This window comes from Liberibacter crescens BT-1 (genome assembly GCF_000325745.1).
Classification (GTDB): Bacteria; Pseudomonadota; Alphaproteobacteria; order Rhizobiales; family Rhizobiaceae; genus Liberibacter; species Liberibacter crescens.
The window spans coordinates 1,357,982-1,380,002 of sequence record NC_019907.1; the positions used below are offsets into that span (position 1 = coordinate 1,357,982).

Below are 22,021 nucleotides of genomic sequence, written 5' to 3' on the forward strand. Positions count from 1 at the left end.
CTATTTTGCTGATGATATTGCTTGAAAAACACCCAAAAGACCAATAATCATCATAGGAAAAGATAATACCATACCCATTGTAACCCAATCTCCAAATATATAACCAAGTTGGACATCTGGTTCACGAAAAAATTCTACAAATATTCTGAAAAAAGCATAAACACATACAAAAGTACTTGATACAAGACCTGGAATCTTCAAAGCTTTTTTAAAGTAAATTAAATAATATAAAATCAAAAAAAGAACAATTCCTTCAAGAATTGCCTCGTATTACTGACTTGGATGACGGGAGACTTCTCCCCCTGATGGGAATACCATCGCCCAAGGAACAACCGAAGGCCTTCCCCACAATTCATCATTTATAAAATTAGCAAAACGCCCTAAAAATATCCCGATTGGTGCCACAGCTGCTACAACATCTGACAATGTCCAAATAGAGATTTTTTTACTATATGCCATAAATATTAAAACCAGAACAACACCAATAAATCCCCCATGAAATGACATTCCACCATTCCATATTTTTAAAGAACGTAAAGGATCGAGTATGGCAGCACTGAAATCATAAAATAATACATACCCTAAACGACCTCCTACTATTACACCACAAGCTATCCAGAATACACAATGATCCTGATATGCTCGCTCCCTATATATAGAGTTTAGACGCCTTTGCTCTGCTGTCCCCAAAAACTGATTATCAAATATCTTACGGGCATAAAGTAAGCCAAATAATAGGCCTCCCAAATAAGCTAACCCATACCATCGAACAGAAAAAGAACCTATTGCAAATAAAATTGGATCAATTTTCGGATATGGAACAATAGATAATAAATCAAGAGTTGATAACATCACCACCACATAATAAATTTAATACTAACAGGAAATTATCTCATGTTACATAATGGTCAAGATGCTTTTTGAAAAATAACCATAAAATTTAAAGATATTATACACAAAAAAAATCACAGTTTTTACTTTATTGTAATAATAATAAAGTCTATATAGGTAATTTGAGGTTTTATAAATTTAATAAAGAAAATACGATGATTTTTGATAATAACTGTATCCTCGATCAAGCTGATCGTTTTATATCGTCTGCGAATGGTGTTTTTAAAGGTGTATCTCGAGAAGTAGAAACCATTATCCAGGTTAAAGTTCAAAGCTTGATTAACAAGATGAGCCTTGTTCGTTCTGAAGAATTTGAAGCTGTAAAAAATACACTTTTAAAAGTGTGCGAGGAAAACGCTTCTCTCCGTCAACGTCTCGAGCAATTAGAGAAATACATGTCTGTTGAATCCACTGTTAAGAAAAAGAATACCAAAAATGCTGAATAGTTTTGAAGCTATTTGATTATTTCTTTTATTTTAAAGTAGATATTTTATCTCCAATAAAGCTTTAATATTTTGTTCTTTTTAAAAAGTTAATAACCATTTTTAATTTTCTCCTGTGAATTTGTTTTTCAAAAAATTTTCAGATAATAACACTGTTTTTGAGGTTATATTGAACTATATAGGTTAAGGCCATGAGGTATAATTCTATGAATGATAACCTGGGAATAATAGCATTGGTTGGTGCTGGCAAGATGGGTACAGCTATACTCTCAGGTTGGTTAGAAGGAGGAATTCCTCCATCATCAATGATGGTAATAGATCCCAAACCATCAATAGAAGCAACCGCTAAGATCAGAGAATATAATATAGCATATAAAAATATCCCACCTCAAAATATAAAAGCTGAGATTGTTTTGATAGCAGTTAAACCACATGACATAGACACCGTCATTCCTATAATAAAGTCTCTTATTGAAGAAACAACTATTGTCATTTCTATTGCAGCTGGAAAAACACTTGCTTATTTTAGAAAAAATCTTGGTGACATTGCCATAATACGTGCTATGCCTAATATAGCTGCTACAGTAAAATGTAGTGTTACTGCTGTGTTTGCTAATAAAAAAATTAATTCAAATGCACATCAGAAAGTTAATAAATTATTAAGCATTTTAGGAACAGTAGAATGGCTTCTCAAAGAAGAAGACATGGATATAGTGACAGCTTTATCCGGTAGTGGCCCAGCTTACCTGTTTTATCTTATAGAATGCATGGCTAACGCAGCTTGCAAGTTAGGACTACCTCAAAATTTATCGGTTAGGTTAGCACGTGATACAATCATAGGATCAAGCGAGCTTATACGTCAATCTACTGATGAAATCTCAACCCTACGAGAAAACGTAACATCCCCAGGCGGCACCACAGAAAAAGCTTTATCTGTTCTTTTGGGGAAAGACGGTATGCAAGCTCTCTTTGATAAAGCCTTGGCTGCTGCACAAATGAGATCCAAAGAAATTGCAAATTAAATATAATGTCTCCGCTTTCCCACTAACACAAGTAAACTATTTCAATAATTTAATGTACTTTAAGTAAATCACGAATTTCAGAAAGAAGCTGTATATCAGCAGGCACAGCTCCTGCTTCACTTTTTATTGAGACAACATTTTCCAAAATCCGTATTTTATTAACTAGTTTTACTATAAAAAATACAATTATTGCTAAAATAAAAAAATTTATAACACTGCTATATAACACTGCTAATAAAACTTCCATAAGCTAAAACTGCTCCCTGCTTACGCGCAGCCATAAGAGAAATCTCTGTAATTTCTGTACTTAAAGGAATAAAATAATCAGAAAAATCAATATTTCCACCTGTAATAACACCCGCTATTGGCATTATCATATCTTCAACAAGAGATTGAACTATCCGATTAAGTGCTGCTCCTATAATAACACCAACAGCGAGATCTATAACATTACCTCGAGCAATAAACGCCTTAAATTCATTTATCATCAAAATTTCCTCCTTTTAATTAAAGATACTACTCTCTATCTTAAGAACTGACTGTTAAGAAATCTCTTTTATTTTTTAAATATTTTCATAACTTATTAAACATATAATTACAAAATCTTAAGCTATAATTTTAATTATCCTTAATAAAATAGAGCAATAACCATGAACCAAGACATGGGAGATTCATATGGAGAACCCATATCTCTTATTAATTTTATTTATCGTATAATAGCTCTAATAATATGCTTAGTACTCTTAGCCTTTGCTATAAGTTTTTCTGGTCGCTGGTTAATATACAAAATATATTTTTCTTTTCAAAAAGATCACCCACAAATAATCACAATAACAATAGGGCCAGATTTTATCCACATACCTTATGATATCATACGCTTTCCAGATCAACGTATTGATGGCCCAGCTGAACATATTGATCTTCAGATTACCTGGCCTGAACTCAAAGCTCCTCTTACCCAAGAGATTAAAGGCATTAATAAAACCTATACAGACAATCTTATTATTTTACAACTTTCACAAAGAACAATAGCACATGATATGTCAGGCCGCATTGAACCAATTTATCGAAATTTAATAGAGGGGCTTCCTTATGCTGGGCCATATGGTCTGACTACCAACCACTTAAAACAGAAAGAAGGATACATAAATGAGGTATTATTCACAGCACCTCGTTATGGTAAACTTACATATGCTGTGCGCTGCACAATTGAACCAAAAAATTCTTTATTTGGGAAAGGAAACTGCCAAAGAGATATCCATGTTGGACGAGATTTAAACTTACTCTATCGCTTTTCCATTAAATTACTTCCAGAATGGGAAAAAATTGATGAGGCCGTAGAAGCTTTTATTAAAAAACATCTTCAATATTACAGTGAGTAATAAAAAAATATATAAATTTTTATTAAAATGTAAACGCATTAGTAACTCTATACGTATACTTTTTATTCAATAGTCGTTCTAACGTAAAGTTACCGAACATTAAATAGATCATATTTATTTAAAGAGTAAATGAGTGTCGAGATTAGTTTGTATATATCGATCTTCCTTAAAAAACTATTTTATAAATGCATTTTTAAGCTTTTTCTTTTCAGGAAGTTTTTTGTTAATTAGTTTAACATCAACATCTTTTGCAAGCCCACAATATTCTAGTATCGTTATTGATGCTAAAAATGGGAATGTTCTTTACAGTTTTGAGGGAGATAGTTTGCGATATCCAGCATCTCTAACAAAAATGATGACTCTTTATATAATTTTTGAGGCTTTAGAAGAAAAACGCTTAAATCTCAATACAAAGATTCCAGTATCTGCAAAAGCAGCCTCAGAGCCACCTTCAAAACTAGGATTAAAAGCAGGATCTACCTTTACTGTACAGGAAGGTATTCTAGCTCTCATTACACGTTCTGCTAATGACGTTGCTACAGCTTTTGGAGAATTTTTAGGAAAATCAGAAAAAAAATTCGCTAAAATAATGACAGCTAAAGCTAGAAAAATTGGAATGAAAAAAACTGTCTATAAAAATGCGAATGGACTACCTGATAAAGATCAAGTTACAACATCTCACGATCAAACACGTCTTGGAATAGTTCTTCGCAAACGATTTCCTCAGTATTATCGTTATTTCTCTACCCATAATTTCCACTATAAAAATCAAGTGATCCCCAATCATAATCATTTAATCGGACAATTACCTGGTATAGACGGAATAAAAACTGGGTATACTAAAGATTCAGGCTTTAATGTAGTATCTTCTATTGAAGCAGACGGTCGATCAATTGTTGCAGCAGTTATGGGTAAGAAGTCAAGTAAAGAACGAGATCAAAAAATGCTTGAGCTTATTACCACATATCTCCCTAAAGCATATAAAGAAGACAATAATACCTTGAGAAGCTCTAAATCTGTTGCTTCTGCAAATACAAAAAAAATGTTGACAAAACAAGAATTCATAGCACAACCAACAAACGTCCCTATCCCTAAAATGAGGAACAAAGAAAAATCAATACAAATAGCGGATTCTAAGAATTTTAAAGAAAAACTGTACGAAGCTCCTACAAATACAGAAAACGCTATTTTAGCTGATATTTCGGATATTCCAATTCCTGCATATGCACCAGAACTTTATAATAATTCAGCAGAAAAAACTATTAGTAACATCATCAATGAAAATTATGACATATCATCTTCAAAATGGATTATCCAAATTGGAATAGCTTCAAATAAAAAAGAAGCTATGGATTTACTTCAATCAGTTCAAGCCAAGGGAGGGAAAACATTGCTTTCTGCTATACCTTTTACTTCAGCTATTTCTGATGGAAAAAAAGAAATTTATCGTGCACGATTTAAAGGATTTAAAAATCAAAAATCCGCACTTAATTCTTGTAATGCGCTTAAGAAAAGAAAAATAAGCTGTTGGGTTAGCGGCAATACACAATAAAAAACTTACTGTTTACTCTCCTTTCATGATCTTTTTGTAATCTAAAAAAACCTATTTCCCCGATTTTTTATTGTGTACTGGGACTATCGTACATGGCTCTTAAACCACATATTTCAAAATATGCTGATTATAGAAAAAATAAAAAACAAAGCTTCTAAAACCATTTATCCATGTTCTTCAGGAAATGATAATATTTCTTTCTGTTATGAAACAAAAACAGAAATTAAAATTACTGACCAGAGAACTGATAAACGCTTGGTTAGCACATAGCTCACGAAGTTGGAGACTATCTCAGCCAAAGTCATACTTGCGTCTTCATGTCACCTCCCCTAATAATCATCATATTCCAGTCTATATATTCATTAAAAAATAACAGACGTTACAAATAACCGAAGTAACGAATTTGTTAATAAATCAGCTTTTAAACAGTCCAAGGGAAAATTTTTAAAAATATATATAGATTATATAAAAATACTTAATCAATTAAGTGATTAAGTAATATCAAAAAATAAAAACCACACATCCATAACTTGATGTGTGGTTTTAAGATGTGTGGTTTTAAAAAGCTTTAAAGTTACTCTTTAATAATCTTCAGTGGAATAAAATTACTTCCATTTTTAAACTCAATTTGGAATAAAGCATTCTTACGACCTTTCTTTCTCGATAAATTCAATATCTTTTCAATATCTTCTACCGAAGAAACTTTAGAGTTATTAACAGAGATAATTCTCATACCCTCCTTAATACCTTTCTCAGCAGCTTCAGAATTCTCGTCTACAGAAGTAATAGATAAACCGCCTGAAGCACTATTATCAGAAATAACTTTTATACCTAATCCTGATATTTCACGTCCTTCGCCTTTATCTTCTTCTTCTTTTGTAGACTTAATTTCCTTTTCAGGATCTGTTGGAAATGTTCCTAATTTTACAAATACAGACTTCTTCTCCTGACCTGCATGCCAAACAGTGAGTTCAACTTTTTTGCCTGGAGGTAAAGATGCAACACGCAATGCAAGATCACGTACATCCTTCACTGGAACATTTTCAATTGCAGAGATAATATCCCCTTCTTTTATCCCATACTTACCTGCCGGAGAATCTTTCTCAACACCAGCAATAAATACACCCTTTTGTTCTGCAAAACCAAGAGATTCTGCTATTTCTTTCGTTACATTTTGAATATGTACCCCAAGCCAACCACGATCAATTTTGCCTTTTTTAATGAGCACAGAAACAACTTCTTTAGCGGTAGAGGCTGGAATAGCAAATGCAATACCAAGATTAGTACCCCCTGAATTACTTACTATAGCTGTATTAACACCTATCACTTGGCCTTTTAGGTTAAAAGTAGGACCACCAGAATTACCTCGATTTACTGCTGCATCAATTTGAATATAATCATCATAAATTCCTGAACCAATATGGCGACTACGATTTGAAACAATACCTGCAGTAACTGTTCCACCAAGACCAAAAGGGTTACCAACTGCTAATACCCAATCTCCAACGCGAACATTATCATCTCCGAATTCGGCATAAACAAACTTTCGTTTATCATTCACTTTTAAGACAGCTAAATCAGTACGCGTATCTTTCCCAACAAGTTTTGCAGGAAGCTCTGTTCCATCGTTAAGGACAATAATAAAACTAGATCCATCAGCTATAACATGATTATTCGTTACAATATAACCATCTTCTGAAACGAAAAATCCTGAGCCTTGTGCAATAGGACGTAGAGGAGCGTTTTTAGATTTTTTTTCTGTTTTTTTTCTTAACCCAAAATCACGAAAAAACCTGCTCAAAGGGTGATCATCAGGTAAATCATCAAAACCATAAAAATCGAATAATTCCATTTCTTTATCTGAAACAGGGCTTAATTTTGACTGAACACGTACAGAAACAACAGAAGAGTATACAGCATCAACAACAGGCGCAAAGCTTGGAATTTGAGGTCCACTTATTACTGGTAATGCAAAAGAATCAGCTATTTTAATCGGCCAACCAGAAACTGAAACTACCATAGCCAACAAAGCTATTGATAAAAATTTAAAAAAAACTTCGAACTCATAAATTGGTTCTTTATCTTGAACATATTCATTACTCTTCTTCAACCATAAGATATAAATCTAAGAAACACCTTACTATAGAAACTTCTTTTTTTAAAGAAATTTCTGCCATGCTATAGGATTACGATTTTTTCCTTGACTCCGATTATATCAGTTTAACAATTTATAATTCATGAAAGTGACACTCTAACTTAAAAATTAAAACATCAATTCATAAAGCTAACAACACAATAAAAGATATTGCATATCTCGTATTTAACAATATAAACCTTCTTCAACCTGATATTTATTCATAAAATAATTTCTGAATTTGCATCTCCACTTTTAATAGGTTTTCTATATACCTGCTCATTAAAAAATCTAATTGGAAATTGAATCTCTAAATCATACACGGTATTTTGACATACTATATAATAATTGTAGATATAAAATATGCTCAAATTATTACACTTCTTTAAACCAAAACACATAATTTTCATAAATCTTGCATTGTTAAATATAAACTATATTTTGATTGCTGTTGCAATGTATATTTGCATCTACGAAAATTACAAAAAACTAACTTTTTATTAATTATAAATAGGTTTCAGTTATAAAATCTTAGAATAATGGAGTCCAAATACCATTACGACTACGACAAGCAGCACCATTTATATCTACCTGCGCATCAGAAAGAAATATTTTATGTATATATTGCCGACAATTCTCAGAACCAACTTGATATGGAGAAAAAGCTATGACCTGCCCTGAAATATTACGCCCTGACCAAGGTACTACTTTTCCATTAGGAGAAGATTCAAGTGCATTATACTCAGCAATCAACGCTTTTTTACGATCCCGCTCACTAACTTCAATGCCGCTACGTCCAAATATACCGCCACGCAAAGCCCGGAGATAATTATTTGATTGCTCAGAAATATTAGATTCTGGTACTCTAAAAACACAGGAAGTTATAAAAATAGAAGAAACAAAACTTAAAAAAACAAATACCAAGCTTTTTTCATAACATTAACGATTATAAAACAGATGTTATACCATAAATCTATTATGACATCTTTTTAAAAGAAGTCTATAATTTTATTAAAATCTATACTATATCTCTATCTCTTCCTGGAAGGACAACGGATGCGCAAAGACCACCAAGGTCAGAACGCGATAATTCAAAAGTTCCCTTGTATTCTAAAATTATATCGCTTACAATAGAAAGCCCAAGACCTGCTCCAGGTTTGCTCTCATCTAAACGACTTCCTCTCTTTATAGCTTCTTTCATCTGATCTTCTTTCAGTCCTTGGCCATCATCATCAATTACAACTTTTATCAAGGCTTGCTTTGAGTTATCAGAACCAGATGCTTCTTGCAAAACCAATTCTACATGAATCCTCACAAAATTTTCAGAATGCCGAGCAGCATTTTCAAGAAGATTGCCGATAACTTCTTCAAAATCCTGCTGCTCCATTGCTATAGTACAACAGGAACCAACATCAAGATGAATTTTTTTCTCAGGGTTTAAACGACCTACTACACGTACTAACCTTTGTAGCACTTCTTCAGCATCAGTACGTACAAGTATTGATTCACGTCGAGCGGCAATGCGAGCACGATTAAGATAAACCTGCACTTGAGCCTGCATAGCTTCTGCTTGATTTCGTAATAAATCAGCCTGCTGTCCATCTAATAGATTCGCTTCATTAAGCAATACAGCAATCGGTGTTTTTAATGAATGCGCAAGGTTTCCAACCTGTACACGAGCACGTTCGACTATACGTTGATTGCTTTCGATTAATGCATTAACACTATTCACCAAAGGCAAGATTTCACGTGGGAAATCTCCTTCCAAACGTTTTGCATCACCAACCCTGATATCTTCTAAGGCCGTTCGAGTTTTATCAAGCGGCTTAAGCCCATAAAGGATAGCCATCGCATTTACCAACAAACTGCCAACTCCAAAAACTCCAAGAGATAAATATAAGCTCTGAGAAAAAGCTTTGACATCTTGTTCAACTGTGTCCAGATTACCACTGACTCGAAATCGTGCAGCGCGTCCATCTATATCTAGCACAATTTCAGTTTCAGCAACCTGTATCATATTGCCAAATTCATCTTTTACAGAATAAAATCTCTCGTAATTGCTATCAAAGGGAACTTCTGAAAGTGGTACTATAGGAATAAATGACCTCCCTAAAGATGGAGATACCAAAGGATCTGTATACAGCTTCCCCAAAGGGTCAACTATCCAATACCAACCTGTTCTCGGCTGTGAAAACCGTAAATCAGAAAGCTGCGCACTCCCTGAAAGCTTACCATCAACACCAATAACAACTGAATTAATAACATTATGCAGAAGAGCACGTAATAAGTTCTGAAAGCTACGCTCAACGCTTTGTCGATATATAGCAGATATAACCACTCCTATAACAATTAAAGCAACAGCAGACCATAATGTAGTAGCCAGCAAAACACGGACTGTTAAAGATTTAATGCGCATTTCCTAAATCTTTTATACGATAGCCTAGACCACGCACAGTTTCAATTACATCAACTCCCATCTTTTTTCTTAATCGACCTATGAAAACTTCTATGGTATTAGAATCGCGATCAAAATCTTGATCATAAAGGTGATTTATAAGTTCAGTACGAGATATAACCTTTCCCATATGATGTATAAGATACGAAAGAAGACGAAACTCATGTGATGTTAACTTCAACATCTGTCCATTTACCAATACACGGGATGACTTTGTATCCAGACATACAGGACCACAAATAATTTCTGATGAAGCATGTCCAGCAGCACGCCTTATAAGCGCACGAATTCGTGCCAAGAATTCTTCCATATAGACAGGCTTTGTCATATAATCATCTGCACCAGCATCTATACCTGCCACCTTATCACTCCAGCGATCTCGAGCTGTGAGAATCATAACAGGCATAGTTTTATGAGCTGCTCTCCATTTTTCTATTATATGAACACCATCCATCATTGGTAATCCAATATCCAAGACAATAGCATCATACGGTTCATTCTCTCCTAAAAAATGTCCTTCTTCACCATCGAAAGCCTGATCAACAACATAACCAGCCCCTTTAAGGGCACCTGCCAGCTGTCTATTAAGGTTAACATCATCTTCAATGACTAAGATACGCATAGATACTATCTCTTAACTTTATTAATAGGAACTTTTATAGTTAATTTACGCGGTCTCTTGCCTATATCCTGTATAAGCATGGTAATTATACAGGTTTCTCCATAAGATTCAGCAGATAAAAGCTGCCGCCCTTTTTCAGGAAAGAGCTTTGTAACAGCAAAAAAACAATCAATGGACGTATTTTTAAAAAACAAATCCCCCGTAGGATGCGAACTCAATCCCAAAACCAAAAAAGTTATTGCCGTTACCCTCAAGGAAGACGACATTTCAAATACTTCCAGCTCTAATTTACTATTACAGTTAATGATTAAAATCAAATCATACAAAAAAAAGATGCTAATTAGTATCTTAATTTTATAAGAAAATTATATTTTCTACTTTTATTCTTCACTTATTTTTAAAAATTCGAAAAATATTACATCTTATAACAAGATACATTTTATACTTTATAATAAAAACGCAATCCTATTACTGTAATTTATTGTTTACTTTAAAAAAATATCCTTGAGTTATTGTAAGCAATCCTAATTAAAAGAATCACTGTTCAAAAAAATCTTTATTAGAATTTATTGCAAAAACAGTTTATTCTCACAAAAATAAAAATTGAAAATTTTTTTAAAAAATTTTCTTGTTGAAGTTCCCCTTCTTTTTTACCTATACTTATATATTTAATACTTTCAAACTTATTGTAAGAAGCTTGCAATATTAAAACCCTTAATTAGGAATTTATAATGAATTGAATAAAACAAGATTGTAGCTCAATAAAGCTACTTTGATGTGGTAACCTTATGTGGTGAAATTTTAATTAAAACTCCTTGTCATTCACCAAAAGCTAAGTAAGGAAGATTCATTATAATGAATATGAAAAGCTTGCCTTTCGATGATTTTCGCACACTGATGATGAATCTCCCAGGACCAAATCAGGAAATAGCTGCACATGCACAAAAAAATAATCAAAACCTGAAAAAACCTCAAGGATCATTAGGTCGCATTGAAACTATCGCTATGTGGCTTGCTGCCTGGACAGGACGACCTCCAGCAGTGAATCGTCCACTAGTAGCTATCTTTGCTGGTAACCATGGTATCTCTCGTCATGGGATTACACCATTACCTACAATAGCTACACAAAAAATGGTTAAGAATTTTTCCTCTGGAGGAGCGGCTATTAATCAAATCTGCATGGCATATGATTTAGGTCTGAAAGTTTTTGATCTTGCGCTTGATTACCCAACAGATGATATAACTGAAAATGCAGCTTTATCAGAACGTGATTGCGCTGCAACCATGGCCTTTGGAATGGAATCTGTTGCTGGACAAACAGACCTTTTATGTATTGGCGAAGTAGGTATTGGAAATACAACAATTGCTGCAGCAATTAACTATGCCCTCTATGGAGGTTCTGTTGAAGATTGGATTGGAGCTTCAAGTGAATCAAATAAAGAAATACTAAATTGTAAATTAGAAATTGTTAAAAAAGCCGTAGCATTCCACCGTAATCATCTTTCTGATCCCTTTGAATTAATGCGTCGACTTGGAGGCAGAGAAATAGCCGCAATGGCTGGTGCAATCTTAGCTGCACGAATACAAAGAATTCCTGTAATTATTGATGGCTATGCTTCTACTGCTGCAGCTTCAATTCTTAAGGCCATTAATCCTAGTGCTCTTGATCATTGCCTTTTGGGGCATTTATCAAAAGAACCTGGACATCTGCTAGCAACGACATTTCTAGGGAAAACACCACTGTTAAGTTTAGAAATGTGCCTCGGAGAAGGAACAGGAGCAGCTCTTGCCGCTGGAATAGTCAAAGCTGCTGCTGCTTGTCATTCAGGTATGTCTACTTTTTCAAAAGACGAAACTAATTACTATAAGAATTCATCAAACACAGAATTTTCAAAATCATGGGGAAACTATATATTATGAATAAATATCATTTTCATGTTATATCAGCGTTAATTCATTCACAACAAGGTTTTTTAAGACTTTTAAAGGAAAAGGCTTTTAAAGACGAAATCCTTGGATATGCTGCTGGTATCATATTCATCATTTTTAATTCTGGAACATTTAAAAATTATCTATTTTTTACAATTCTAGCATTAGCTCTTTTTGCTGTAGAAGCAATTAATACTGCTATTGAAGAAATAATAGATCATCTCTCTCCTGAGAGATCTATCGTAGGGAAAAACGCCAAGGACTTAGGATCCTTTGCATGTTTCCTAATTATCTTGGCCAATGTTCTTTATCTTGTTGGTGTTGCAGTAAAAATTTAAGAGCTATACGTAGACAATACTATTATCATGTTCAAATCTATTAATTATAGCGGCTATTAACTTTGGCAGGTTTTTCGACGGTAGCAACTGCCTGTAAGACACGAGTTGCAGGCAAAATTGCAATAACTTCTGCTCCTTCACGCAACTTCGATTTAATACGAAATTGTCCATTGTGGTGAGCCAAAATGGACTGCACAATAGGCAATCCAAGACCAGCACCTTGCTCAGCACTTTTAATAGCTATTGAGCCCTGACCAAAAGCTGACAAAACAACTGGTATTTCCTCTTCAGGTATTCCAGGACCATTATCCTTAATAGAGATATATTGTCCTTTTCCTGTCGTCCAACCTACTTTTACAAAAACAATCCCTCCAGAAGGAGTAAATTTTACTGCATTAGAAAGAAGATTGAGAATCACTTGTCTCATCCCCTTTTCATCAACCCATACAAAAGGAAGAGATTTTTCAACCTGTTGTACTATTTTAATATTTTTGCCTTTCGCACGTAGCTGCAACATAACAACACAATCACTTACAATTTCAACAAGAGATACAGCTGATTCATTTAACTCATACCGTCCTGCTTCAATACGTGAAAGATCTAATATCTCATTAATTAAATTAAGAAGATGCTGTCCAGAACGATGAATATCACCAATATATTCTTTATAAATTGGATGATTAATTGGTCCCATTGCCTCTGTTTCTATAACTTCTGAGAACCCCAAGATAGCATTAAGTGGCGTTCGAAGTTCGTGCGACATTGAAGCAAGGAATCGTGACTTTGCCAAATTTGCCTCCTCAGCACGTCGACGCGTTTCATCAGATAAAGACTTTGCAACCTCTAGTTCAGCAATTAGATAATCCTTTTCAGATTGATATGAAAGAATTTTAATATTAGACTTGTAAAGTTGATAGGTGATATATGTAAAAAATCCCAAAGCTGTTGTGAACATACCTGCCAAGCTAATATCAAGAATGTGTCTACTTACAGCTGCCTGAATACTTAAAGTAATCACTACAGGTATAAATGACAACAAAACTGCATATGGCAACATAAAATTGGACAAAGCGCTTATTGATAAAGCAATCAAAAGAGTAGCACTTTTATATAAAATAAGATCTTCAGGAGTCCAAGAACCTGGCTCAATAAGAGACAAAAACATCCAACAAAACCCAATAGCCACTTGACCAATGAGAAGTCGTATACGCCATATCCCAACTTTTTCTAGGTTAATATCATTTCGAACAATCCATTGACCTACAGATAAATTAACAGCATATACGGCTAATGTTACAAGAGACCAAATCGGTAACATAGGATTCTGTGTAAACCATGTTCCTAAATTTGCTACAAGTAAAACAAATAATGGCAGGATTGGACATACATGGAATAATGCTTCCACATGCATATTGATGACTTCTCGATCAAAATCAATCGTATGCGGACGACCTGTCCTCAATCGCTCTCTAACAGCCATTATAACACGATGAGTTGCCGTCATACGATTACTTTTTGATCAATCAATTTATTCTAATCTTATCAGTTTTAATGCTAGTGTCTAAAAATATTTACTTAGCGTGATATCTTTAAAAATTACCTTACAAACAATATATTTAAAATAAACTTAAGGCTAAAAATTGTTTTCATCAATAAAATCATCATTTATATATGATGTTAGTATAAAAAGATTAAGTTTTAGATAGATTTTTTATAGAAGAGCTCAAAAAATTAAGATCCCTGTCATTATTATTTCTCTTTTATTAACATACACAGTTAGCCACGACCTCCCCAAAAAAGCAATACTTAAGATGACACACTTCTTTCGACATCGAATATATCATTTATGAATTTTTATTCTAGCAAAAACATTCTTATTAACTTTAAAAGTTAAAAAATTAAACCAAAATATCAATATATTTTTGTCTTATCCAATCTGACGCAATATTCAACAATTAAATTAAAATTCAAAGCTTGAACAAGAAATACTAAAAAATTAGAAATTCTCATAAAATCATGAATTTAATAAAAAAAAGTATCCTGATAGAAAAAACAGCTCTTACAGAAGGAATCGCTTGAATGGATTGTCTTGACCTTAGAATCTTGCGCCTGATTCAGGCAGACGCTACACTTGCTATCGCCGATCTTGCAAAAAAAGTAGGTCTCTCTACTACACCTTGTTGGCGACGTATTCAAAAAATGGAAGAAGAAGGTATTATTCTAAATCGGATAACTCTTTTAAATCCAGAAAAAATCAATACAAATGTTACTGTTTTTGTCTTTATTTCTATAGAAAGCCATTCTATAGAATGGTTAAAAAAATTCTCTCAGATAATCATAGAATTTCCTGAAGTTGTTGAATTTTATCGTATGAGCGGTGACGTGGATTACCTATTACGTGTGGTTATTCCTGATATAGAAGCTTACGATTCTTTTAATAAGAAACTTATCTCAAAAGTTGAAGTTCGTTCCATTTCTTCACTTTTTGCTATAGAAAAAATAAAATTTACTACTGAATTGCCACTAAAATATGTACTTCCTGAAAAACAAAAGTATAGCTCACCTAAACCCTTATAGACATTACAACTTATAAATAATACAATAGTTTTAAATAAGCTACGTCTCTGAAGAAGTTATCTTTAAAAATTGAAATCAGATTACTGTGTTTAGGAAATTATTTATCTTGAATGAACGTATGTTAATAAATACTTTGACTCCAAGTAACCTAATAAAAGCAATTGGCTTAATATAAAATTAAGTTCTATGTAGAGTCTACACTTTATATATCACTAATTTACCCTTGATTTTTGACTTATTAACATCAATATCATCTTTATTATGTGTTTGATAAAGAAAAACTGGAGATTATTATGAACGACGAAACTGTCGTAAACGAGTCTGAATTTTCTACTGATGCTTCTTTACAAGAAGAAATAAGTATTGTTGATCAACTAGAACAAGCTAAAGCCGAAACTGCAGAGTTACATGAAAAGTACTTGAGGCTTGCTGCAGAAATGGAAAACTTTCGTCGTCGTACTGAAAGAGAAAGAAAAGATATTAGAGCTTATGCCATCACTACATTTGCTCGTGATATGTTGACAGTTTCTGATAATCTTTCTCGTGCACTTGATTCTATTCCTGTAGATAAAAAAGAAACATCTGATACAAGCCTTAAGGCATTGATTGAAGGTGTAGAAATGACAAAACGATCTATGCTTTCAGCATTAGAAAGCCATGGTGTATGTAAAACAGAAGCACAAGGACAGAAATTTGATCCAAATTTTCATCAAGCAATGTTCGAAGAACATAATGAAGCAGTACCAAACAATACTGTAATAAAAGTAGTTCAAGAGGGATACAATATAGGAGACCGTGTGTTGCGACCAGCTATGGTAGGAGTTGCAAAAGGTGGACCCAAGTTATCGCAACTAGAAAAAAATTCTCCAAATTATGTTGAAAACGAACACATATCTTCTTCACCAGAGACAGAAATTCCTTAAAAAATTATTATAAAATAATCTAACTTCTTATTAAGTAGAGATATTATAAATATCTCTCTTAAGGAGAAGGATGTTAATTTTAAAATAAAAAACTCTCTTTAGAGCCATTTAATGCTTTGTACAAAAGCCAAAGTTTTATTCGTAGCTCTTATAGATTTAATCTTTATTATAAGCTTATTAGAGATTTTTTAAAATAAGATGCAATAAAATTCAATTAAGACGGGCTAGAAATTGTAACAATCATTGCAGAACTATCATCTTTTTGGCGTTCTCCTTGAGGCTGAGTACCTGTTTCCATATAATATATCGTTTCAACAATGTTGGTAACATGATCGCCAATACGTTCAATGTTTTTAGCACAAAACAACAAATGCGTACATGGAGTAATATTACGTGGATCCTCCATCATATATGTTAATAACTCCCGAAACAACGATGTATGTATAGCATCTAACTCACCATCACGACTACGTATTAATTGCGCTTCATCAGCAGAACGAGTAGTATAAACATCTAACATTTCAGTAAGCTGCTTTAATGCTAATTCTGACAAAGGCTCAATACCGCGAGCTAATTTTCGAGGAACACCACTCATCTGTACAGCGAGGACACGTTTTGAGGTATTTTTTGATAAATCTCCTATACGCTCCAAATCAGAAGCAATCCTAATAGAGCCAATTATTTCACGCAAATCCGCTGCCATCGGCTGACGTTTAGCTATTGTAAGAATAGCTTTATCACAAATTTCACGTTCAGCTTGATCTAGAATCACATCATCAGATATAACTTTCTGTGCCAGCTCAGTATCTCCTTCTACAAGAGCTCTTACAGAAAAGGCTAACATTTTTTTAGAAAAAGAAGCCATTTGAGAAATACGCTGAGCAAGAAATTTTAATTCTTCATCGTAAGCAGAAAGAATATGAAATGACATCAAAATTTTCTCCTCTTTAAGAAAAATAACTTAGCTTAACCAAACCGTCCCATAATATAATCTTGAGTCCGTTGATCTACAGGAGCAGTAAACATTTTATCTGTATCATTTTCCTCTACTAAATAACCTAAATGAAACATAGCTGTACGTTGCGATACACGAGCAGCTTGTTGCATAGAATGTGTAACGATTACAATAGTAAAATTTTTACGTAACTCATGAATTAGCTCTTCAACAGAAGCTGTAGCAATAGGATCAAGTGCTGAACAAGGCTCATCCATCAAAATGACTTCTGGACTTACAGCTAAAGCACGAGCAATACAAAGACGTTGCTGTTGTCCACCAGAAAGGCTCATACTATATTCATACAATCTGTCTTTTACTTCATTAAATAACCCGGCTTGCTTAAGACTAGTTTCAACTATATTGTCTATTTCTAATTTATTTTTTCCTAAACCATGTATACGTGGCCCATAAGCAACATTATCATAAATAGACTTTGGAAATGGATTGGGCTTCTGAAATACCATACCAACACGAGCACGCAACTCTACAACATTTACCGAAGGGTCATAAATATCTTTACCATCCAGTGTAATATGACCTGAAAAACGACAATCTTCAATTGTTTCATTCATACGATTAAGACAACGTAAGAAAGTAGACTTCCCACAACCTGAAGGCCCTATTAAAGCTGTTACTGAATGCACTGGAACTTGTAGAGTTATGTCAAATAAAGCACGCTTTTCTCCATAATATACAGAAACATCTTTGCTTATTATTTTATATTGAGTTTTCTTTTTACTCTGATTCCCTGCAACACTTTCTCGAGATATTAGCATCTTAAAAATCCCTCTTATTACCAGCGCCGCTCAAATCGTTTTCTTAAAAAAACCATAGCAATATTAATAACAACTAACAGAAAAATAAGTATAATTATCCCTCCAAAAGCTCGTTCAACAAAACCTCGCTCTGCCTCATTTGTCCATAAATAAATTTGTACTGGCAATGCAGTTGCTGGATCTGTTATTTTTTTCGGGTAACTTGTCACAAAAGCAACCATACCAATCAATAGCAAAGGAGCTGTCTCACCAAATGCACGAGACAACCCAATAATAGAACCTGTTAATATACCTGGCATAGCCAATGGCAAAACATGATGGAAAACTGTCTGCACTTTTGAAGCCCCCAAACCTAAAGCAGCAGAACGAATAGAGCCCGGAACTGCTTGTAATGCTACACTTGCAGATATAATTACATTTGGCAAAGTTATCAAAGCTAAAACTAATCCACCAACAAGGGGACTTGAACGTGGTATACCAAATAAGTTAATAAATATTGCCAATCCAAGAAGACCGTAAACAATAGATGGAACCGCTGCAAGATTATTAATATTAACTTTGATTAAAGTTGTTAAAAAATTCTTTTGTGCAAATTCTTCCAAATAAACTGCAGAAGCAATTCCTATTGGAAGTGTCAATATAATAATAATTAACATCATATATAAAGAACCAACAATTGCTACACCAACTCCTGCTACTTCTGCACGGCTAGAAGCACCACCAGTAAATAAGTCATAATTAAAATAAGTTGATAAACAGCCCTCTTGTACAAGTTTTTTAATCCATTCCACCTGTTGATTAGAGATTTTGCGTCTATTTTCAGGCACTGATAAGTCAATTTCACCCTTAAAAGCATAATCAACATTAGCACTAGCTAACACCAAAACCTCAACTGTTTTGCCTATTAACGAAGGATTCTTCATTAACAAATCACGAAGTTGCACCTTTACTGTAGCCGATAACATCTCATCAATTTTCGACATGCTAGAATAATTATTAGTATCGACCCCTAATTTCCGGGCAAGAGCTTGGCGAGCTATTAAAGAATAATTACCAAACATCAACGCTGAAGAATTAGAATAGGCATCTTTTTGAGGATTAATTACATTTTCTGAAAACTCTATTGGTAAAGAAATTTTTGTTTGCCAAAATGCGCCAATTCCCTTTGATATAATAGAATATACTAAAATTATAAGAAAAGAAAAACTAATAATTATAGATGCCATACCATAAAAACGAAATCTTTTCTCAGCAGCATAACGTCGTTTGAGGCTAATTTTATTATCTGAGAAAGATTTTTTAGTAGAAGAAAATTCATTCATTCATACTTTTCCTGATATTTCTGAACAATATAAAGTGCAAAAATGTTAAGGAAAAATGTAATAACGAATAAAGTCAATCCAAGAGCAAAAGCTACCAATGTCTGTGGAGAAGTAAACTCAAGATCCCCTGTTAATTGATTCATAATTTTAACAGTAACAGTAGTCATAGACTGAAAAGGGCTGAAATAGAAATGTGCAGCTACACCCGCAGCTAATACCACAATCATTGTTTCTCCGATAGTTCGTGAGGCTGTCATTAATAAAGCACCAGCAATACCAGGAAATGCGGCAGGAAAAATGACATATTTTATAGTTTCTGAACGTGTTGCTCCCAAACCAAAAGAACCATCTCTCAATGTACGAGGAACTGCAGAAATGATATCTTCTGAAAGAGAAGAAACATAAGGGATTAACATTATACCCATTACCAATCCAGCTGTTAGAACACTCTGAGCTTGAATAAAATCTTTATAATTTCCTGTCATTAAGCCATTTATAAATATGGACATATCTCGCAAAAAAGGACCTACAACTGATATAGCAAAAAATCCATAAACAATTGTTGGAATTCCTGCAAGAATTTCAATGACAGGCTTAATAGCAGATCGCACCTTTTTAGAAGCATATTCTGCCATATAAATAGCTGCAAGTAAACCAATTGGAACAGCAAATAACATTGCTATAAAACCAATATAAAACGTACCTAAAAGCAAAGGGATAAGACCAAATTGACCAGGAGAATTCGGAGAACCAGCGGCTGAAAAACGTGGATCCCATACTGTGCCAAAAAAAAATGCTTTTGCTGGAACAACGCAGAAAAAACTTATAGCATTGGAAAGCATAGAAATTATGATTCCAATCGCTACTAAAACAGAAAAAAATGATGAAGCCATAAAAAGAAAAACTATAAATTTTTCAATTTTATATTGAACACGTAATCGTGGAGAAATCTGAATATTAGCATAAAATGCTCCAGCCAAAACTAATGCTAATATAAGACACGTAACCGCTACCCGACTTTTATATGTAAGGGCCTGAATGTAAAAAGCAGCTTTTATTACCCAAGACTGAGGATTAGTTGCCAATATTAAATCATATGACTTTAAAATATTTAATACATTAGAATAATCTTTAAGAGATTGTTTATCTTGAGAACTAAGAAGAGGTAAAATTTTTGCAATATTTTCTGCTACATTATAATTAATTTTTTGTTCAATTAAAGGTAACTTCGATATCTCATCTGAAAGCGCTCTATTAACCTGGAATTGAATCAATCTTGGGGAAAACAATAGCCATAAAGATACAATAATCAAAGCCGGGATTACAGAATAAAGAGCAACATATACTCCATAATAACCCCACCTAGGATGAAGACCTTTTACCTTACAAGACATAACTCTAGAACGAGTATACCCCGTAAGGTAAGCTACAAGACCTATAACAATGAAGAATAACCCAAAAATGGAGAAAAACATCTTTATTCCTGAAAAAAACTGGATTTAAGGTGATTTTCTAAAAATTTTTATCCCTAAAATCCATTCATAATTTCTCCAACCTTTACATGGTTTTGCATAATTTTTCTTTCGCTATCAGGCATAGGAACCAAACCATATTTAACAAGAGGAGATTCAGGACCTATCATTTGATCCGATACAAAATAATCAACATATTCCTTAAGACCAGGTATTAAAGAAAGATGCGCTTTCTTAAGATAGAAAAACAGTGGACGTGCAATAGGATATTGAGAAGACGCTATCGTTTCCATAGAAGGAGTTATTCCATTTACTGCAACAACCTTTAATATATCAGCATTGTTTTTATAAAAAGAAAATCCAAAAACACCAAAAGCAGTTTTATTTGCATTAATACGTGTTAAAGTTTCTGTATAATCACCATCAATATCAATTGCTACACCATCTTTACGGATCATTAAACACGTTTTATTTGCTTCTTCTTTATCTAAAACTATTCTTTTTATTTCTTCTAAAGCACCAGAAACTTCACATCCCTCTTTCAAAACCTTTTCTTCAAATCCTTCACGAGTACCATGCTTTTCTCCTGGAATGTATATTGAAATTGGAATATTAGGCATAGATGGATTAATCTCTGACCATTTCTTCAATGGATTTGATATAAGCTGACCTTTTACAATAATTTTTGCTGCCAAAGCCTTATAAAGATCTTCAATCTTCATAGAGATGCTACCCAAGCTATTATCAACAGCTAATACAACTCCATCATAACCAATACGCACTTCTTCAATATCAGATACACCATTCTTTTTACATTCTTCAAACTCACCTTTCTTCCTCTTACGAGAAGCATTAGCAATATCAATTTTATCTTCCCCAACACCTCTACAAAATTCTTTTATTCCAGGCCCAGAACCACCAGATTCAATAAGAGGAGTTTTGAAATCAGTAAAAAATTCACTAAAATTTTCAGCAACAATCCTGGCATAAGGTAAAACAGTTGAAGAACCAGACACTCTAATTTGATCCCGTGCAAATAGAGTTTTACTTGAAATTAAAACAGTACACAAAGTTATAATGATTGGTTTTAAAGCACCCATAATCACTCCACCCATTTGTTTAAAAAAACCTAATATAGGTTTCCTACTTAATTTCCTGATAAACTCTAATCAATATAGAATGTCAA

General features: G+C 33.5%; 19 protein-coding genes and 2 pseudogenes. 8 read left to right on the forward strand and 13 right to left on the reverse strand.

Going from position 1 to position 22,021, the window contains the following annotated elements:
* Nucleotides 1-852 (reverse strand): annotated as a pseudogene (lgt, locus tag B488_RS06050) (prolipoprotein diacylglyceryl transferase).
* Between the two features lie 194 nt (nucleotides 853-1,046).
* Here lgt and B488_RS06055 point away from each other — a divergent pair.
* Entirely contained in the window at nucleotides 1,047-1,337 is a 291-nt protein-coding gene (locus B488_RS06055; protein ID WP_015273660.1) for an accessory factor UbiK family protein, read from the forward strand.
* 203 nt (nucleotides 1,338-1,540) lie between these two features.
* A complete protein-coding gene (gene proC, locus B488_RS06060; RefSeq protein ID WP_015273661.1) occupies nucleotides 1,541-2,356 on the forward strand; it encodes a pyrroline-5-carboxylate reductase in 816 nt (271 codons plus the stop codon).
* A 49-nt stretch (nucleotides 2,357-2,405) separates the two neighbouring features.
* Here the strand turns inward: proC and mscL are convergent.
* Nucleotides 2,406-2,844 (reverse strand): annotated as a pseudogene (gene mscL, locus B488_RS07465) (large conductance mechanosensitive channel protein MscL).
* A 162-nt stretch (nucleotides 2,845-3,006) separates the two neighbouring features.
* Here mscL and B488_RS06070 point away from each other — a divergent pair.
* Entirely contained in the window at nucleotides 3,007-3,738 is a 732-nt protein-coding gene (locus B488_RS06070; protein WP_015273663.1) for an anchored protein, read from the forward strand.
* A 220-nt stretch (nucleotides 3,739-3,958) separates the two neighbouring features.
* Nucleotides 3,959-5,290 (forward strand): D-alanyl-D-alanine carboxypeptidase, encoded by a 1,332-nt coding sequence (locus B488_RS06075; protein WP_051012132.1) that lies wholly within the window; start codon nucleotides 3,959-3,961, stop codon nucleotides 5,288-5,290.
* Nucleotides 5,291-5,864: 574 nt separating this feature from the next.
* On the opposite strand, the gene B488_RS06080 is transcribed toward B488_RS06075, so the two are convergent.
* From B488_RS06080 to B488_RS06100, 5 genes are all read right to left on the reverse strand, one after another.
* Complete coding sequence (locus B488_RS06080; RefSeq protein ID WP_081583189.1) at nucleotides 5,865-7,310, reverse strand: Do family serine endopeptidase; 1,446 nt, start codon at nucleotides 7,308-7,310, stop codon at nucleotides 5,865-5,867.
* Between the two features lie 645 nt (nucleotides 7,311-7,955).
* Nucleotides 7,956-8,348: a hypothetical protein gene (locus B488_RS06085; protein ID WP_015273667.1), complete on the reverse strand. Its 393-nt coding sequence runs from the start codon at nucleotides 8,346-8,348 to the stop codon at nucleotides 7,956-7,958.
* A 94-nt stretch (nucleotides 8,349-8,442) separates the two neighbouring features.
* The gene (locus tag B488_RS06090; protein WP_015273668.1) at nucleotides 8,443-9,840 is read right to left on the reverse strand and encodes an ATP-binding protein; all 1,398 of its coding nucleotides are present in this window, start codon (nucleotides 9,838-9,840) and stop codon (nucleotides 8,443-8,445) included.
* The gene (locus tag B488_RS06095; RefSeq protein ID WP_015273669.1) at nucleotides 9,830-10,501 is read right to left on the reverse strand and encodes a winged helix-turn-helix domain-containing protein; all 672 of its coding nucleotides are present in this window, start codon (nucleotides 10,499-10,501) and stop codon (nucleotides 9,830-9,832) included. The genes B488_RS06090 and B488_RS06095 overlap by 11 nt, the downstream gene beginning before the upstream one ends.
* Nucleotides 10,502-10,506: 5 nt before the next feature.
* Nucleotides 10,507-10,827 carry a hypothetical protein gene (locus B488_RS06100; protein WP_144049217.1) on the reverse strand — a complete coding sequence of 107 codons (321 nt, stop codon included), beginning with the start codon at nucleotides 10,825-10,827 and terminating at the stop codon, nucleotides 10,507-10,509.
* A 529-nt stretch (nucleotides 10,828-11,356) separates the two neighbouring features.
* On the opposite strand from B488_RS06100, the gene cobT reads away from it, so the two are divergent.
* Nucleotides 11,357-12,421 (forward strand): nicotinate-nucleotide--dimethylbenzimidazole phosphoribosyltransferase, encoded by a 1,065-nt coding sequence (cobT, locus tag B488_RS06105; protein ID WP_015273672.1) that lies wholly within the window; start codon nucleotides 11,357-11,359, stop codon nucleotides 12,419-12,421.
* Nucleotides 12,418-12,768 carry a diacylglycerol kinase gene (locus B488_RS06110; RefSeq protein ID WP_015273673.1) on the forward strand — a complete coding sequence of 117 codons (351 nt, stop codon included), beginning with the start codon at nucleotides 12,418-12,420 and terminating at the stop codon, nucleotides 12,766-12,768. Before cobT ends, B488_RS06110 begins: the two co-directional genes overlap by 4 nt.
* 40 nt (nucleotides 12,769-12,808) lie before the next feature.
* On the opposite strand, the gene B488_RS06115 is transcribed toward B488_RS06110, so the two are convergent.
* Nucleotides 12,809-14,272, reverse strand: coding sequence for a sensor histidine kinase (locus B488_RS06115; protein ID WP_015273674.1), 1,464 nt, complete (start codon nucleotides 14,270-14,272; stop codon nucleotides 12,809-12,811).
* Between the two features lie 575 nt (nucleotides 14,273-14,847).
* Here B488_RS06115 and B488_RS06120 point away from each other — a divergent pair.
* Both B488_RS06120 and grpE read left to right on the forward strand, forming a co-directional pair.
* Nucleotides 14,848-15,345, forward strand: coding sequence for an Lrp/AsnC family transcriptional regulator (locus tag B488_RS06120; protein ID WP_015273675.1), 498 nt, complete (start codon nucleotides 14,848-14,850; stop codon nucleotides 15,343-15,345).
* A 293-nt stretch (nucleotides 15,346-15,638) separates the two neighbouring features.
* Nucleotides 15,639-16,268: a nucleotide exchange factor GrpE gene (gene grpE / locus B488_RS06125; RefSeq protein WP_015273676.1), complete on the forward strand. Its 630-nt coding sequence runs from the start codon at nucleotides 15,639-15,641 to the stop codon at nucleotides 16,266-16,268.
* 214 nt (nucleotides 16,269-16,482) lie between these two features.
* On the opposite strand, the gene phoU is transcribed toward grpE, so the two are convergent.
* From phoU to B488_RS06150, 5 genes are read right to left on the reverse strand one after another with little or no spacing between them, the layout of a single operon-like run.
* On the reverse strand, nucleotides 16,483-17,202 hold the full coding sequence (phoU, locus tag B488_RS06130; RefSeq protein ID WP_041770807.1) for a phosphate signaling complex protein PhoU: 720 nt from the start codon (nucleotides 17,200-17,202) through the stop codon (nucleotides 16,483-16,485).
* Nucleotides 17,203-17,234: 32 nt separating this feature from the next.
* Nucleotides 17,235-18,041 (reverse strand): phosphate ABC transporter ATP-binding protein PstB, encoded by an 807-nt coding sequence (gene pstB, locus B488_RS06135; RefSeq protein ID WP_015273678.1) that lies wholly within the window; start codon nucleotides 18,039-18,041, stop codon nucleotides 17,235-17,237.
* Between the two features lie 17 nt (nucleotides 18,042-18,058).
* Nucleotides 18,059-19,363 (reverse strand): phosphate ABC transporter permease PstA, encoded by a 1,305-nt coding sequence (gene pstA / locus B488_RS06140; RefSeq protein WP_015273679.1) that lies wholly within the window; start codon nucleotides 19,361-19,363, stop codon nucleotides 18,059-18,061.
* The gene (gene pstC / locus B488_RS06145; RefSeq protein ID WP_015273680.1) at nucleotides 19,360-20,838 is read right to left on the reverse strand and encodes a phosphate ABC transporter permease subunit PstC; all 1,479 of its coding nucleotides are present in this window, start codon (nucleotides 20,836-20,838) and stop codon (nucleotides 19,360-19,362) included. The genes pstA and pstC overlap by 4 nt, the downstream gene beginning before the upstream one ends.
* A 53-nt stretch (nucleotides 20,839-20,891) precedes the next feature.
* Nucleotides 20,892-21,935, reverse strand: a complete 1,044-nt coding sequence (locus tag B488_RS06150) for a substrate-binding domain-containing protein (protein WP_041771189.1) — start codon at nucleotides 21,933-21,935, stop codon at nucleotides 20,892-20,894.
* Nucleotides 21,936-22,021: the final 86 nt, after the last annotated feature.

What these genes read in the sequence shown, in the direction of transcription:
- B488_RS06055 (WP_015273660.1), top strand. Translation starts at nt 1,047, where the DNA reads ATGATTTTTGATAATAACTGTATCCTCGATCAAGCTGATCGTTTTATA.
- pstA (WP_015273679.1), bottom strand. Translation starts at nt 19,363, where the DNA reads ATGAATGAATTTTCTTCTACTAAAAAATCTTTCTCAGATAATAAAATT.
- pstB (WP_015273678.1), bottom strand. Translation starts at nt 18,041, where the DNA reads ATGCTAATATCTCGAGAAAGTGTTGCAGGGAATCAGAGTAAAAAGAAA.
- grpE (WP_015273676.1), top strand. Translation starts at nt 15,639, where the DNA reads ATGAACGACGAAACTGTCGTAAACGAGTCTGAATTTTCTACTGATGCT.
- B488_RS06070 (WP_015273663.1), top strand. Translation starts at nt 3,007, where the DNA reads ATGAACCAAGACATGGGAGATTCATATGGAGAACCCATATCTCTTATT.
- B488_RS06150 (WP_041771189.1), bottom strand. Translation starts at nt 21,935, where the DNA reads ATGGGTGCTTTAAAACCAATCATTATAACTTTGTGTACTGTTTTAATT.
- B488_RS06090 (WP_015273668.1), bottom strand. Translation starts at nt 9,840, where the DNA reads ATGCGCATTAAATCTTTAACAGTCCGTGTTTTGCTGGCTACTACATTA.
- B488_RS06120 (WP_015273675.1), top strand. Translation starts at nt 14,848, where the DNA reads ATGGATTGTCTTGACCTTAGAATCTTGCGCCTGATTCAGGCAGACGCT.
- B488_RS06080 (WP_081583189.1), bottom strand. Translation starts at nt 7,310, where the DNA reads ATGGTAGTTTCAGTTTCTGGTTGGCCGATTAAAATAGCTGATTCTTTT.
- B488_RS06115 (WP_015273674.1), bottom strand. Translation starts at nt 14,272, where the DNA reads ATGACGGCAACTCATCGTGTTATAATGGCTGTTAGAGAGCGATTGAGG.
- proC (WP_015273661.1), top strand. Translation starts at nt 1,541, where the DNA reads ATGAATGATAACCTGGGAATAATAGCATTGGTTGGTGCTGGCAAGATG.
- pstC (WP_015273680.1), bottom strand. Translation starts at nt 20,838, where the DNA reads ATGTTTTTCTCCATTTTTGGGTTATTCTTCATTGTTATAGGTCTTGTA.
- B488_RS06095 (WP_015273669.1), bottom strand. Translation starts at nt 10,501, where the DNA reads ATGCGTATCTTAGTCATTGAAGATGATGTTAACCTTAATAGACAGCTG.
- B488_RS06110 (WP_015273673.1), top strand. Translation starts at nt 12,418, where the DNA reads ATGAATAAATATCATTTTCATGTTATATCAGCGTTAATTCATTCACAA.
- cobT (WP_015273672.1), top strand. Translation starts at nt 11,357, where the DNA reads ATGAATATGAAAAGCTTGCCTTTCGATGATTTTCGCACACTGATGATG.